Source organism: Salmonella sp. 32082101201600294FB01SM01 (assembly GCF_017572865.1).
Classification (GTDB): domain Bacteria; phylum Pseudomonadota; class Gammaproteobacteria; order Enterobacterales; family Enterobacteriaceae; genus Salmonella; species Salmonella enterica.
The window spans coordinates 379,310-394,125 of the sequence record NZ_JAGESB010000002.1 but is presented as its reverse complement, the minus strand read 5'-3'; the positions used below and the strand labels follow the sequence as shown (position 1 = coordinate 394,125).

The 14,816-nt window shown below is 53.1% G+C and carries 12 protein-coding genes; 10 read left to right on the top strand and 2 right to left on the bottom strand.

All coding sequences use genetic code 11. From position 1 onward, the window contains the following. The first annotated feature begins 145 nt into the window (after positions 1–145). The 8 genes from J4645_RS11635 (at position 146) to J4645_RS11600 (ending at position 10,918) form a co-directional block, all read left to right on the top strand. Positions 146–724, top strand: coding sequence for a YecA family protein (locus J4645_RS11635; protein WP_000027236.1), 579 nt, complete (start codon positions 146–148; stop codon positions 722–724). A 25-nt stretch (positions 725–749) separates the two neighbouring features. Beyond that, entirely contained in the window at positions 750–2,066 is a 1,317-nt protein-coding gene (pepP, locus tag J4645_RS11630) for a Xaa-Pro aminopeptidase (protein ID WP_000193681.1), read from the top strand. Then, positions 2,063–3,241, top strand: a complete 1,179-nt coding sequence (gene ubiH / locus J4645_RS11625) for a 2-octaprenyl-6-methoxyphenyl hydroxylase (protein ID WP_000111152.1) — start codon at positions 2,063–2,065, stop codon at positions 3,239–3,241. The genes pepP and ubiH overlap by 4 nt, the downstream gene beginning before the upstream one ends. 125 nt (positions 3,242–3,366) lie before the next feature. Continuing rightward, a complete protein-coding gene (gene ubiI / locus J4645_RS11620; RefSeq protein ID WP_001192144.1) occupies positions 3,367–4,569 on the top strand; it encodes an FAD-dependent 2-octaprenylphenol hydroxylase in 1,203 nt (400 codons plus the stop codon). A gap of 454 nt (positions 4,570–5,023) precedes the next feature. Next, positions 5,024–6,118 (top strand): glycine cleavage system aminomethyltransferase GcvT, encoded by a 1,095-nt coding sequence (gene gcvT / locus J4645_RS11615; RefSeq protein WP_000068738.1) that lies wholly within the window; start codon positions 5,024–5,026, stop codon positions 6,116–6,118. A 25-nt stretch (positions 6,119–6,143) separates the two neighbouring features. Beyond that, a complete protein-coding gene (gene gcvH, locus J4645_RS11610; protein ID WP_001295377.1) occupies positions 6,144–6,533 on the top strand; it encodes a glycine cleavage system protein GcvH in 390 nt (129 codons plus the stop codon). 162 nt (positions 6,534–6,695) lie between these two features. Continuing rightward, positions 6,696–9,569, top strand: a complete 2,874-nt coding sequence (gcvP, locus tag J4645_RS11605; protein WP_000194977.1) for an aminomethyl-transferring glycine dehydrogenase — start codon at positions 6,696–6,698, stop codon at positions 9,567–9,569. Between the two features lie 455 nt (positions 9,570–10,024). After that, positions 10,025–10,918, top strand: coding sequence for a transporter (locus tag J4645_RS11600; protein ID WP_000819365.1), 894 nt, complete (start codon positions 10,025–10,027; stop codon positions 10,916–10,918). Positions 10,919–10,965: 47 nt separating this feature from the next. Here J4645_RS11600 and bglA read toward each other — a convergent pair whose 3' ends face one another. Further along, positions 10,966–12,399: a 6-phospho-beta-glucosidase BglA gene (gene bglA, locus J4645_RS11595; protein WP_001230152.1), complete on the bottom strand. Its 1,434-nt coding sequence runs from the start codon at positions 12,397–12,399 to the stop codon at positions 10,966–10,968. 158 nt (positions 12,400–12,557) lie between these two features. On the opposite strand from bglA, the gene yqfB reads away from it, so the two are divergent. Together yqfB and J4645_RS11585 are read left to right on the top strand one after the other, a co-directional pair. Then, positions 12,558–12,869 carry a N(4)-acetylcytidine aminohydrolase gene (gene yqfB, locus J4645_RS11590; RefSeq protein WP_001182972.1) on the top strand — a complete coding sequence of 104 codons (312 nt, stop codon included), beginning with the start codon at positions 12,558–12,560 and terminating at the stop codon, positions 12,867–12,869. 163 nt (positions 12,870–13,032) lie between these two features. Next, on the top strand, positions 13,033–13,692 hold the full coding sequence (locus J4645_RS11585) for a hemolysin III family protein (RefSeq protein WP_000250289.1): 660 nt from the start codon (positions 13,033–13,035) through the stop codon (positions 13,690–13,692). A gap of 115 nt (positions 13,693–13,807) precedes the next feature. Here the strand turns inward: J4645_RS11585 and ygfZ are convergent, their stop codons facing one another. Continuing rightward, on the bottom strand, positions 13,808–14,788 hold the full coding sequence (gene ygfZ / locus J4645_RS11580; RefSeq protein ID WP_023214406.1) for a tRNA-modifying protein YgfZ: 981 nt from the start codon (positions 14,786–14,788) through the stop codon (positions 13,808–13,810). Positions 14,789–14,816: the final 28 nt, after the last annotated feature.

Genomic DNA, 14,816 nt, shown 5'->3' with positions numbered 1-14,816 from the left:
TGCGCTGCCTTCGTCTCCAGACCCAGGGTCCGCGAAGGGGCGACACTATAGCTACCCTGGTGTGAAGATACAAGCCCTTTTCTGGTTCACCAGGGTCCAAAGTGGTAGCATATCATGAATATCCTCCCTTTGATGACGAATGCTTATGTCTATACAGAACGAAATGCCTGGTTACAACGAAATGAACCGGTTTTTGAATCAACAAGGGGCCGGTCTGACCCCGGCTGAAATGCATGGTTTAATCAGCGGGATGATTTGCGGCGGCAACAACGACAGCTCATGGCAGCCGCTGTTGCACGACCTGACGAACGAAGGTCTGGCCTTCGGGCATGAGCTTGCTCAGGCGCTGCGCAAAATGCACGCGGCGACCAGCGACGCGCTGGAAGACGACGGCTTTCTTTTTCAGCTTTATCTGCCTGAAGGCGACGATGTCAGCGTATTCGATCGCGCTGATGCATTAGCCGGGTGGGTTAACCACTTTTTGCTTGGCCTCGGCGTAACGCAGCCTAAACTTGATAAAGTCACCGGCGAAACGGGTGAAGCGATTGACGACCTGCGTAATATTGCGCAGCTTGGTTATGATGAGAGCGAAGATCAGGAAGAGCTGGAGATGTCGCTCGAAGAGATCATCGAATATGTCCGTGTTGCGGCGCTGTTATGTCATGACACTTTCACGCGCCAACAGCCAACCGCGCCGGAAGTGCGTAAACCGACGCTACACTAAGAAAAAACGAAATGGAGGCCATGTCATGACTCAGCAGGAATACCAACGCCGTCGCCAGGCATTACTGGCGCAAATGCAGCCCGGCAGCGCCGCGCTGATCTTTGCCGCGCCGGAGGCGACGCGCAGCGCAGACAGTGAATATCCGTATCGCCAGAGTAGCGACTTCTGGTATTTCACCGGTTTTAACGAACCGGAAGCCGTGCTGGTACTGATTAAGAGTGATGACACCCACAACCACAGCGTTTTGTTCAACCGCGTTCGCGACCTGACGGCGGAAATCTGGTTTGGTCGCCGTTTAGGACAGGATGCCGCGCCGGAAAAACTGGGTGTTGACCGGGCGCTGGCGTTTAGCGAAATCAACCAGCAACTCTTTCAGTTGCTTAATGGTCTGGATGTGGTGTACCACGCGCAGGGCGAATATGCGTATGCCGACGAGATTGTTCTGGCTGCGCTGGAGAAGCTGCGTAAAGGCTCCCGCCAGAATCTGACCGCGCCGGCCACCATGACTGACTGGCGACCGATCGTCCATGAGATGCGCCTGTTCAAATCGCCGGAAGAGATTGCTGTCCTGCGCCGTGCCGGGGAAATTAGCGCGCTGGCGCATATCCGCGCGATGGAAAAATGCCGTCCGGGGATGTTTGAGTATCAGTTGGAGGGTGAAATTCACCACGAATTTAATCGCCACGGCGCGCGCTATCCCTCCTATAACACCATTGTCGGCAGCGGCGAAAATGGCTGTATCCTGCATTACACTGAAAACGAAAGTGAAATGCGCGACGGCGATTTAGTGCTTATCGACGCGGGCTGTGAATATAAAGGTTACGCGGGCGACATCACGCGTACTTTCCCGGTGAACGGGAAATTCACGCCAGCTCAGCGTGAAATTTATGACATCGTTCTGGAATCGCTGGAGACCAGCCTGCGACTGTTCCGTCCTGGCACCTCTATTCAGGAGGTGACCGGCGAAGTCGTGCGCATCATGATAACCGGGCTGGTGAAGCTGGGGATTTTGCAAGGAGAGGTTGATCAACTGATTGCCGAAAATGCGCATCGTCCTTTCTTTATGCATGGCTTGAGCCACTGGCTGGGGCTGGATGTTCATGATGTCGGCGTTTATGGGCCGGATCGCTCCCGCATCCTGGAGCCGGGCATGGTGCTGACCGTAGAGCCAGGCCTCTATATCGCGCCGGATGCCGACGTGCCGGAAGCGTATCGCGGCATTGGCGTTCGAATTGAAGATGACATTGTCATTACCGAAACCGGTAATGAAAACCTGACCGCTGGCGTTGTGAAGAAGGCGGATGACATTGAGGCATTAATGGCGGCGGCGCGGCAGCAATGAGCGTCATTATCGTTGGCGGCGGCATGGCAGGCGCGACGCTGGCGCTGGCCATCTCTCAGTTCAGTCATGGGACGTTGCCGGTACACCTGATTGAAGCGAAAGCGCCTGAAGCCGACGGCCATCCCGGCTTTGACGCCAGAGCGATTGCGCTGGCGGCGGGCACTTGCCAGCAACTGGCGCGAATTGGCGTCTGGCAGACGATTTCCGATTGCGCAACGGCAATCAACACCGTACACGTCAGCGATCGCGGTCATGCCGGATTTGTGACTCTCGACGCGCAGGATTACAGCCTGGCAGCGTTGGGTCACGTTGCGGAGCTGCATGATATCGGGCTGCGTCTGTTTGCGCTCTTGCGTAAAGCGCCAGGCGTTACGCTGCACTGCCCGGAGCGCGTAGCCAGCGTGTCGCGTACCCAACAGCAGGTTAACGTCACACTGGAAAATGGCAATGTGATAGCTGGCAGCGTGCTGGTGGCGGCTAACGGTACCCACTCCGCGCTCGCGTCAGCCTGCGGCGTTGACTGGCATCAGGAGCCTTACGAACAGTTAGCGGTGATAGCGAATGTCGCGACCGCGATCCCGCATCAGGGACGCGCCTTTGAACGTTTTACTCCCAATGGCCCGCTGGCGATGTTGCCGATGTCGCATGGCCGATGTTCGCTGGTTTGGTGTCACCCGCTCGACCAGCGCGATGAGGTGCTGAGCTGGTCCGACGCGCAGTTCTGTCATGCGTTGCAGGCCGCGTTCGGCTGGCGGCTGGGGCGAATTACTCAGGCCGGTAAGCGCAGCGCGTATCCGCTTGCCCTTACTACGGCGGCAAAAGTGTTTACTCACCGGACTGTCGTGGTCGGCAATGCGGCGCAGACGTTGCATCCTATCGCCGGACAAGGGTTTAATCTCGGTCTGCGCGATGTCATGAGCCTGGCGGAAACGCTGGTCGCGGCACAGGACGCGGGCGAGGATATTGGCGCCTGGCACGTGTTATCGCGCTATCAGCAGCGTCGTCAGGTTGACCGGGATACGACGATTGGCGTAACGAACGGTCTGGTCCATCTGTTTGCAAATCGTTGGGCGCCGCTGGTTATTGGGCGCAATATCGGTTTAATGGCGATGGAATTATTACCGCCTGCGCGCGATGCGCTGGCACAGCGGACCTTAGGTTGGGTTGCGCGTTAAGCCGATCTGTAGGCCGGATAAGGCATTTACGCCGCCATCCGGCATCGTGTTCGTAAAAATGCCGGATGGCAGCTTCGCCTTATCCGGCCTACGGTTTTGATTGTTCCGGTTTCCAGGAGTAAATAGTGCAAAGTGTTGATGTAGCAATAGTTGGCGGAGGCATGGTGGGACTGGCTGTTGCCTGCGGCTTGCAGGGGAGCGGTTTGCGCGTTGCGGTACTGGATCACGTAGTCCCCCAGCCGTTGGCGAACGATGCGCCGCCTCAGCTTCGGGTGTCGGCGATTAATGCCGCCAGCGAAAAACTGCTTACCCGTCTTGGCGTATGGTCAAACATTGTGGCACGACGGGCAAGTTGCTACCACGGTATGGAAGTCTGGGATAAAGACAGCTTTGGCCGTATTACGTTTGATGACGCAAGCATGGGATATAGCCATCTGGGGCATATTGTTGAAAACAGCGTCATTCACTATGCACTGTGGCAAAAAGCGCAGCAAGCGGCGGATATCACCTTAATGGCGCCAGCGGAATTACAGCAGGTCGCCTGGGGGGAAAACGACGCTTTCCTGACTTTAAAAGACGGCGCGATGTTAACCGCGCGTCTGGTGATTGCCGCGGATGGCGCCAACTCCTGGCTGCGTAACAAAGCGGATATCCCCTTAACTTTCTGGGACTACCGTCACCATGCGCTGGTAGCGACTATCCGCACCGAAGAGCCGCACGGCGCGGTTGCTCGCCAGGTGTTTCATGGTGAAGGTATTCTGGCATTTTTGCCGTTAAGCGATCCGCATCTGTGTTCCATTGTCTGGTCGCTTTCTCCGCAGGATGCGGAGCGTATGCAACAGAGCGGCGACGAGGCGTTTAACCAGGCGTTGACTATCGCCTTCGATAATCGGCTGGGCTTATGCCGCCTGGAAAGCGAACGGCAGGTTTTTCCGCTGACGGGCCGCTATGCTCGCCAGTTTGCCGCGCATCGTCTGGCGTTGGTCGGCGATGCCGCGCACACCATCCATCCGCTGGCAGGGCAAGGCGTCAACCTCGGCTTTATGGACGCGGCTGAACTGGTGGACGATCTGCGCCGGCTTCAGCGCCAGGGCAAAGACATTGGTCAACATCTTTATCTTCGTCGTTATGAGCGTAGCCGTAAACATAGCGCGGCGATGATGCTTGCCGGGATGCAAGGTTTTCGTGACCTGTTTGCCGGCGAAAACCCGGCAAAAAAATTGCTGCGCGACATCGGACTGAAACTGGCGGATACGCTCCCCGGCGTCAAACCCCAACTGCTTCGCCAGGCAATGGGGCTAAACGACCTTCCGCAATGGCTTCGTTAAGCGTCTGACTGCACGCCAGCAAGAGTTTGAAACCCGTCACACTTTGCTTTCCCGGCTATCGCGCCGGGGGGCTTTCCTCGTTTGAAATAATCTAATTTCACCGCCTATTTCGCATTATATTTTCTAATGCCACTATTTTTAGCGAACGCGATTTTCGACATTTTTTCCGCATTTAATATTAATTTATGTTGTGGTAAATCGTATCAGCTTCCTTTTTATGACGAGTATTTAGCGTAATAGTGGTTTTTTGTGCTGATGGGATTTTAGCGTTTTTTAGTCATAAGCTAATGTGATGGTAAATTCAGCCTTATGGTTTAGCGCCTGGTTCGGTGGTAAGTTCAGGAGCAAGAGAACGTTTGCGTCGGCGCAGGAAAAAGGGCGTCGATGCCAGGTTTCGTGGCGAAGATTTCCCATGAAAATGGTTGTTAGCCCCCGCTAATTCAACGAGGAAAAGATGGCCCAACAGACGCCTTTGTACGAACAACACACGCTATGCGGCGCCCGCATGGTCGATTTTCATGGCTGGATGATGCCCCTGCATTACGGCTCTCAGCTTGATGAACACCACGCTGTGCGCACCGATGCCGGGATGTTTGATGTATCGCATATGACCATTGTCGATCTTCATGGTAGCCGTACACGAGAGTTTCTACGTTATCTGCTGGCAAACGACGTCGCGAAGCTAACGAAGACGGGTAAAGCCCTCTACTCCGGTATGCTTAATGCATCGGGCGGCGTGATTGATGACCTTATCGTCTACTACTTCACTGAAGATTTCTTCCGTCTCGTTGTTAACTCCGCCACCCGCGAAAAAGACCTCTCCTGGATTACCCAACACGCTGAACCTTATGCCATCGACATCACCGTTCGTGACGACCTGTCGCTGATTGCGGTACAGGGGCCGAATGCGCAGGAAAAAGCGGCGACTCTGTTTACTGACCAACAGCGCCATGCAGTAGAAGGTATGAAGCCGTTCTTCGGCGTTCAGGCGGGTGATTTGTTTATCGCCACCACCGGTTATACCGGCGAAGCGGGCTATGAAATCGCCATGCCGAATGAAAAAGCGGCGGATTTCTGGCGTGCGCTGGTGGAGGCGGGCGTGAAGCCGTGCGGTCTTGGCGCGCGCGACACGCTGCGTCTGGAAGCAGGCATGAACCTGTACGGTCAGGAGATGGATGAAGGTATCTCTCCGCTGGCGGCTAATATGGGATGGACTATCGCCTGGGAACCTGCTGACCGCGACTTTATTGGCCGTGAGGCGCTGGAGATGCAGCGTGAAAAAGGCCATGAGCAGCTTGTCGGTCTGGTGATGACCGAGAAAGGCGTATTGCGTAATGAACTGCCGGTGCGTTTTACCGATGCGCAGGGCAATCAGCAAGAAGGCATTATCACCAGCGGGACGTTTTCCCCAACGTTGGGCTACAGCATTGCGCTGGCGCGCGTTCCGGCGGGCATCGGCGAGACGGCGATTGTACAAATTCGTAACCGTGAAATGCCGGTAAAAGTGACTAAACCTGTTTTTGTGCGTAACGGCAAAGCCGTCGCGTGATTCATCCTTTTTTGGAGATTAATTGATGAGCAACGTACCCGCAGAACTGAAATACAGCAAAGAACACGAATGGCTGCGTAAAGAAGCGGATGGCACTTACACCGTTGGCATTACTGAACACGCTCAGGAGCTGTTGGGCGATATGGTTTTTGTTGATCTGCCGGAAGTCGGCGCGACCGTAAGCGCGGGCGACGACTGCGCCGTGGCGGAGTCCGTAAAAGCGGCGTCCGACATTTATGCGCCGGTAAGCGGCGAGATCGTGGCGGTAAACGATGCGCTGAGCGACTCCCCAGAGCTGGTGAACAGCGAACCGTATGCCGGTGGCTGGATCTTTAAAATCAAAGCCAGCGATGAAAGCGAACTTGAATCGCTGCTGGATGCCACCGCGTATGAGGCATTGTTAGAAGACGAATAATGTTGTGCCGGATGGCGCTAATGCTTATCCGGCCTACTCACTGCAACGCGAATGATTTTGCGTATTCGTTTTCGCACGCGTAGGCCCGGTAAGCGTCAGCGCCACCGGGCAATTGAGTTAGAGACACCTACGATTCACTGCACGTTTCAGGAACCATCGCCCATGACACAGACGTTAAGCCAGCTTGAAAACCGCGGCGCTTTCATTGAACGCCACATCGGACCGGACGCCGCGCAGCAGCAAGAGATGCTGAATGCGGTTGGCGCCGAGTCGTTAAACGCGCTGACAGGTCAGATTGTGCCGAAAGACATTCAGCTCGCGACTCCGCCGCAGGTTGGCGAGGCGGCAACCGAATATGCCGCACTGGCGGAATTAAAAGCCATCGCCGGGCGTAACAAGCGCTTCACGTCCTACATTGGCATGGGCTACACAGCCGTGCAGCTACCGCCGGTTATCCTGCGCAACATGCTGGAAAATCCAGGCTGGTATACCGCCTACACTCCTTATCAGCCGGAAGTCTCTCAGGGGCGTCTGGAAGCGCTGCTCAACTTCCAACAGGTGACGCTGGACCTGACGGGGCTGGACATGGCTTCCGCCTCGCTGCTGGATGAAGCGACCGCCGCCGCTGAAGCGATGGCGATGGCAAAGCGCGTCAGCAAACTGAAAAATGCCAACCGTTTCTTTGTCGCCTCTGATGTCCATCCGCAAACTCTGGACGTCGTGCGTACGCGTGCCGAAACCTTTGGCTTTGACGTCATTGTAGATGACGCGGCGAAAGCACTGGATCACCAGGATGTGTTTGGCGTGCTGTTACAACAGGTAGGCACCACAGGTGAAATTCACGACTACAGCGCACTGATTACTGAGCTGAAATCCCGTAAAGTTGTGGTCAGCGTCGCCGCCGATTTTATGGCGCTGGTGCTGCTGACGGCTCCGGGCAAACAGGGCGCGGACATTGTTTTCGGCTCTGCGCAACGCTTCGGCGTACCGATGGGGTACGGTGGCCCGCACGCGGCGTTCTTTGCCGCCAAAGACGAATTTAAACGCTCCATGCCAGGCCGTATTATCGGCGTCTCAAAAGATGCGGCGGGCAATACCGCACTGCGCATGGCGATGCAGACTCGCGAGCAGCATATCCGTCGTGAGAAAGCGAACTCCAACATTTGTACCTCGCAGGTACTGCTGGCTAACATCGCCAGCCTGTATGCCGTTTATCATGGTCCGGTCGGTCTGAAGCGCATCGCTAATCGTATCCACCGCCTGACCGATATTCTGGCGGCAGGTCTGCAACAGAAAGGCTTAAAGCTGCGTCATGCGCACTACTTCGACACCCTGTGTGTGGAAGTGGCTGATAAAGCTGCGGTACTGTCGCGTGCGGAAGCGGCAGAGATCAATCTGCGCAGCGATATTCATAACGCGGTGGGTATTACGCTCGATGAAACCACCACCCGTGAGAATGTGGCGCAGTTGTTCAATGTTTTGCTGGGCGACAGCCACGGTCTGAACATTGAAACACTGGATAAAGACGTGGCGCTTGATAGCCGTTCCATTCAGCAAAGTATGCTGCGTGACGATGCGATTCTGACGCATCCGGTATTTAACCGTTACCACAGCGAAACCGAGATGATGCGCTATATGCACTCGCTGGAGCGTAAAGATCTGGCGCTGAACCAGGCGATGATCCCGCTGGGTTCCTGTACCATGAAGCTGAACGCCGCCGCCGAGATGATTCCTATCACCTGGCCGGAATTCGCTGAACTGCATCCGTTCTGCCCGCCGGAACAGGCGGAAGGATATCATCAGATGATTAGCCAGCTTTCTGACTGGCTGGTGAAACTCACCGGGTACGACGCCGTCTGTATGCAGCCTAACTCCGGCGCACAGGGGGAATACGCGGGGCTGCTGGCGATTCGTCACTATCACGAAAGCCGCAACGAAGGGCATCGCGATATCTGCCTGATTCCGGCCTCTGCTCACGGCACTAACCCTGCTTCTGCACATATGGCAGGAATGCAGGTGGTGGTTGTGGCGTGTGATAAGAACGGCAACATCGACCTGGACGATCTGCGAGCAAAAGCAGAACAACATGCTGCGAACCTCTCTTGCATCATGGTGACCTATCCGTCCACCCACGGCGTCTATGAAGAAACGATCCGTGAAGTGTGTGAAGTTGTGCACCAGTTCGGCGGTCAGGTTTACCTTGACGGCGCGAACATGAACGCCCAGGTCGGCATCACCTCACCGGGCTTTATTGGCGCGGACGTTTCGCATCTTAACCTGCATAAAACTTTTTGCATTCCGCACGGCGGCGGCGGCCCAGGCATGGGACCGATCGGCGTGAAAGCGCATCTGGCACCGTTTGTACCTGGTCATAGCGTGGTGCAAATCGAAGGGATGCTCACCCGTCAGGGTGCGGTGTCTGCCGCGCCGTTCGGTAGTGCCTCTATCCTGCCAATCAGCTGGATGTACATCCGCATGATGGGCGCAGAAGGCCTGAAGCAGGCAAGCCAGGTCGCGATTCTTAACGCTAACTACATTGCCAGCCGTCTGAAAGACGCGTACCCGGTACTGTATACCGGTCGCGATGGCCGTGTGGCGCACGAATGTATTCTTGATATTCGCCCATTGAAAGAAGAAACCGGCATCAGCGAGCTGGATATTGCCAAGCGTCTGATCGACTACGGTTTCCATGCGCCAACCATGTCGTTCCCGGTGGCGGGCACGCTGATGGTAGAGCCGACGGAATCTGAAGGTAAGGCCGAGCTGGATCGCTTTATCGATGCGATGCTGGCTATCCGCGCAGAGATTGACCAGGTGAAAGCCGGTGTCTGGCCGCTGGAAGATAACCCGCTGGTGAACGCGCCGCACATTCAGAACGAACTGGTCGCCGAGTGGGCGCATCCGTACAGCCGTGAAGTTGCCGTATTCCCGGCAGGCGTGGCAGACAAATACTGGCCGACGGTGAAACGTCTGGATGATGTTTATGGCGACCGTAACCTGTTCTGCTCCTGCGTACCGATTAGCGACTACCAGTAATTTACTGATTCGACTGTCTTCTAAAGGCGCTTCGGCGCCTTTTCAGCTTGTTAATAAAGTGCGCTTTGTTGATGTCGGATGCAGTGTGAGTGCCTTATTCAGGCTACAAAGTGTTACTAATTCAATATATTACAGTAAATCGTTGGCTCCTGTCAGGTAACCTGGCGTTTGTATCAGTGTATTAGCCAGAATTAAATTACCGGTTTTTTAGAGTCTAATGATTCATTGTGCATCATTTTTATCTTGCTGTTATTTAATCAAAATAACACGGTGTATTTACATTTGATTACAAATAGTTTCTCTCCGGAATCGTTATTTACCTCTCAATATAGTTACAAAAATTTCCGTATATTAAATCCATCAAGTTATTAATTTAAATTATAAATTAAAAATAACCATAAATAACGTAAATATTTATTAACTTAGTGCTTTGTTTTTTATACCTGGAGGGAATAATGAAACGATTTATATTTCTGCCATTAATGACATGTTTTATATTAATGAATGCAATGGCAGCTGACGGAGAAAATAATCCCAGTAATCTATTAGGTGCACCTGTTAATACCGCTATTTCTGGTGGTTCAGTATTGCCGGAAGGAAAGTTATTAACCGCCGTGAATAGCTCATTTCGCGATAAAGATCATCAAATCGAGGGGCACGGAAGTCCGGATGTTTACTCCCAGATATGGTTATTGAAGATTCGTTACGGTTTGACCGACAGACTGGAATTATCAACTGTGGGTTCCTATATCAATAACAAACGAGACAATCTGTCTCCTGAGCACATAGAGGGAATGGGCGACCAATCGGTGGGGGTCAATTATGCTTTAATGAGCCAGCGAAGAGGTGATCCGTTTTGGGTTACGGTAGGTGGGGCATTATTACTACCCACCGGGCAAGATGGAGATAATCATTTGCCTGGGAATAGCGCCTGGGGAGGAAGAGTAACACTCACTTTAACAAAATTATTTACTCCTAACATTAAAGGGGATATGGGTTTTGTCTATCAGGGACCATTTGAGCGCGGTAACCAGGACGTGAAACGAGGTAACGAATTCCAGTGGAATACCCAGGTGCGGTATATGTTTAGCGATTTACCGCTGGATCTTGGTCTGGAAAGTGCCTACAGCAATAATGCCTCTGGAACGAAAAAACTGTCTAATGGCAGCGTAATTAATAACCATTCTGGAACTACCGAATGGGTTGTTGGTCCGTCATTTAATATTGCCGTCGATTCACTGAAATTATGGTTTGGTGCCGGAGCCTTCTTCCCGGTAATGCAGGAAGCGAAGTCGCCAACCAAAATGGAAGATGTACGCTGGGAATTTAAAATAGGTAAGACCTGGTAAGACTCGTTCAAAGTGTTACCCGCCGACTGGCGGGTAACGTGCAGGAGTTAAAGCTTCTCGCCGTTGCTGGCAATCACCTCTTTGTACCAGTTGAAGCTCTTCTTACGCGAACGCGACATATCGCCCGTACCGTCATCGTGCTTGTTCACGTAGATAAAGCCGTAGCGCTTGCTGTACTGCCCGGTGGTGAACGACACGCAGTCGATGCAGCCCCACGGCGTGTAGCCCATCAGGTCGACACCATCGTAAGTCACCGCTTTTTTCATCTCTTCAATATGGGCGCGCAGGTAGTCAATGCGATAGTCGTCGTTGATGCTGCCATCTTCTTCTACTTTGTCGTAAGCACCAAAACCGTTTTCGACAATAAACAGCGGCTTTTGATAGCGTTCGTACAGTTCACACAATGAATAACGCAGGCCCACCGGGTCAATCTGCCAGCCCCAGTCAGATGCTTTAACATAGGGGTTCGGTACGCTGCCTTCAAAACCGGAAATCGCATCGCCGCTACCGCCTTCGGCTTTGACCGCGTTGGTCATGTAATAACTGAAACCAAGATAATCGCAGGTGCCTTCGCGCAGCACTTCAAGATCGCCATCTTCTATTTTGATGTTAAATCCGCGGCGCTCCCACTCGTTCAACACATAGGACGGGTAATAGCCGCGCAGCTGTACATCGGTAAAGACGTAGCGTTCACGCATCGATTCCTGAGCAAACATCACATCTTCTGGTTTGCAGGAGAAGGGATACAGCGCGACCATCGCCAGCATACAGCCAACTTTCATCTGTGGATTAATACGACGTGCCGCTTTCACCGCCAGGGCGCTGGCGACAAACTGATGATGTAAGACCTGATACATGGTTTCTTCTGGATTCTCATGCTCGGTATACACCACGCCGGAACAGCAGTAGCCAAACAGCGGCGCGCGCCAGTTTCGCTGGTTGTTAATTTCGTTGAAGGTCATCCAGTATTTGACCTTATGCTTGTAGCGTTCAAACACGACTTCAGCAAAACGGACAAAGAAATCAACGACTTTACGATTGGTCCAGCCGCCGTAGTGCTGGACCAGATGTAACGGCATTTCAAAGTGGGAAAGGGTGATGACCGGTTCGATGTTGTATTTGAGCAATTCATCAAACATGTCGTCGTAGAATTTCAGACCGGCCTCGTTTGGCTGGGATTCGTCGCCATTCGGGAAGATACGCGTCCAGGCAATAGAGGTACGGAAGCATTTGAACCCCATTTCGGCGAAAAGACGGATGTCTTCTTTGTAATGTCCGTAAAAATCCACCGCCTCGTGGTTCGGATAGTATTTGCCAGCAACGACATTCTGGGTAATTTCGCGTGGCACGCCGTGTGCGCCGCCGGTTAGCACGTCGCAGATGCTGGGGCCTTTACCGCCTTTATTCCAGCCGCCTTCAACCTGGTGTGCAGCAACCGCGCCGCCCCATAAAAAATCTTTTGGCAAGGTGAGTTTTCTCATTGTTGCATAATCTCAATTTATTTAGTCTGTTATCATTCATTCTGCACCAAATGACATGTAAAGCGTACGCAAAATTCCAGGATGCTCGCGTGTCGGGGCAGGAACATATTCAGATCGTAGCATTCACTTCAAGAGGCCATATTCAGGGGGATAACCACATGCAGCCAAACGACATTACTTTCTTTCAACGTTTCCAGAATGACATTCTGGCAGGGCGTAAAACCATCACTATTCGTGATGCCTCCGAGTCCCACTTTAAAGCAGGCGATATGCTACGCGTGGGGCGGTTCGAAGATGATGGCTATTTTTGCACAATCGAAGTGACAGGAACGTCAACTGTGACGCTGGATACGCTGAACGAAAAACATGCGCAACAGGAAAATATGTCGCTTGATGAGCTGAAACGGGTCATTGCTGAAATCTATCCCAACCAGACGCAATTTTATGTGATTGATTTTAAATGTCTTTGATAAATATGAACGCGTGTTAGTTGAGTTTCTGTAATTAACTTGTTGAATAAGAAAGAAAATTTAATTTTGAGAATTTATTTTAGCTAACATGTGTTCACTGGAACCATTCTCAGTTACGCTAGAGGCGCAGTTCATCGTTATGAACGTTTCTCCGGAGTAAGTTATGGTGCAAAAACCATTAATGACGCAGGGATATTCGCTGGCTGAGGAAATCGCCAACAGTATTAGCCACGGCATTGGATTGGTATTTGGTATTGTCGGCCTGGTGCTGTTGTTGGTTCAGGCGGTAGAGGCGAATGCTGGTATGACGGCTATTGCCAGCTACAGTTTATATGGCGGGAGCATGATCCTGCTTTTTCTTGCCTCAACGCTTTATCATGCCATTCCTCATCAGCGGGCAAAAATCTGGTTAAAGAAATTTGATCACTGCGCTATCTATCTGCTCATTGCCGGAACCTATACGCCATTTCTGCTGGTAGGTCTTGATTCGCCGCTGGCGCGCGGACTAATGATTGTGATCTGGAGCCTGGCGCTATTCGGTATCCTCTTCAAGTTGACGATTGCGCACCGATTTAAAGTGCTTTCACTGGTTACGTATCTGGCAATGGGCTGGCTGTCGTTGATAGTGGTTTATCAGTTGGCGATTAAGCTGGCGATAGGCGGCGTGACGCTGCTGGCGGTAGGTGGCGTCGTTTACTCGCTGGGCGTAATTTTCTATGTTTGCAAACGCATACCTTATAACCACGCCATCTGGCATGGCTTTGTGCTGGGTGGCAGCGTGTGCCATTTCCTGGCCATCTATTTGTATGTGGGACAGGCGTAATTCCCGGATGCCCGTGCCGGATGGCGGCGCTGTCGCACCTTATCCGGCCTACGAGAACAGCACGTGCGAGCCTGATGGCGTTGCGCTATCAGGCTATCCGGCTTTTAACGTGATATCACTCTTCCAGCGAGTAGGGCAGCGGGACGATATGCAGGGTGTTGGCATCGTCGCGAACGCGGAAGACGCTTTCGGCTTCTAAATCGTTATTCATGACGGCCTGAACCAGTAACTGACCATCGTCCAACTGTGCCGCCGCCAGAATAGCGCCGGTACGACGCCAGTTCTCGCCCATCTGTAGCTCCAGATCTTCTCCTGCTTCCGGTACCCGGCTGGCTTTGCCCGCCAGCAACCAAAGCGCGCGTTTATTGGCGCCGCGGAATTTTGCCCGTGCGACCATCTCCTGTCCGGTGTAGCAGCCTTTCTTGAAGCTGATGCCGCCCAGCGCCTGTAGGTTAGTCGCCTGGGGGATAAACTGACCGCTGTTCGCCGCGTCAATCACCGGAATGCCTGCTTCAATATCCAACGCCAGCCACTGTTGACTGTTATTCAGTTCGGCTTCGCCATGCAACTTCTCCGTTAACATGTTGACCGTCGCGACATCGGTGACAAGCAGGAATCGTTCCGCAGGATGTTCAAACCATAGCAGCGTGGAGGCGCCGTCTCTGACCACCTGATTTTCACTATTGGGCAGTTCGCTAAAGACATTAGCCAGCGCCGCGCGGGCCTGAAAACCTGCCACGCCAAGCAATACGCGTTCGTCATCCGGCGCGATGACCACTTTGGAAAATACGGCGTACTTTTTCAGCTCCGTTAATTGCGCTTCACGCACGCTACGGCGCTCAATCCAGGCGAAACCGTCGCGCTCACGGAACAGGCGCAGAGTGCTCCACATCTTACCTTTAGCATCGCAGTGGGCGGCGAGAAGGTGTTGCTGTTCAGTCATCTGGCTTACGTCAGCGGTGACCTGGCCCTGAATATACTTTTCACTGTCTACGCCGGTAATGGACGACAGCGCCCAGTCGTCAAGCGCGATCAGCGTCAGCGGCAGGCGGGCTGACGATGAAGGATGACGTGGAGGAAAGGAGATAAAAGCCATAAATAATGTCCTGGTTAGCTGCAACAAT

Coding starts and splice junctions, on each gene's coding strand:
- J4645_RS11635 (WP_000027236.1), top strand. CDS start 146: ATGTCTATACAGAACGAAATGCCTGGTTACAACGAAATGAACCGGTTT.
- pepP (WP_000193681.1), top strand. CDS start 750: ATGACTCAGCAGGAATACCAACGCCGTCGCCAGGCATTACTGGCGCAA.
- ubiH (WP_000111152.1), top strand. CDS start 2,063: ATGAGCGTCATTATCGTTGGCGGCGGCATGGCAGGCGCGACGCTGGCG.
- gcvT (WP_000068738.1), top strand. CDS start 5,024: ATGGCCCAACAGACGCCTTTGTACGAACAACACACGCTATGCGGCGCC.
- gcvH (WP_001295377.1), top strand. CDS start 6,144: ATGAGCAACGTACCCGCAGAACTGAAATACAGCAAAGAACACGAATGG.
- gcvP (WP_000194977.1), top strand. CDS start 6,696: ATGACACAGACGTTAAGCCAGCTTGAAAACCGCGGCGCTTTCATTGAA.
- J4645_RS11600 (WP_000819365.1), top strand. CDS start 10,025: ATGAAACGATTTATATTTCTGCCATTAATGACATGTTTTATATTAATG.
- bglA (WP_001230152.1), bottom strand. CDS start 12,399: ATGAGAAAACTCACCTTGCCAAAAGATTTTTTATGGGGCGGCGCGGTT.
- yqfB (WP_001182972.1), top strand. CDS start 12,558: ATGCAGCCAAACGACATTACTTTCTTTCAACGTTTCCAGAATGACATT.
- J4645_RS11585 (WP_000250289.1), top strand. CDS start 13,033: ATGGTGCAAAAACCATTAATGACGCAGGGATATTCGCTGGCTGAGGAA.
- ygfZ (WP_023214406.1), bottom strand. CDS start 14,788: ATGGCTTTTATCTCCTTTCCTCCACGTCATCCTTCATCGTCAGCCCGC.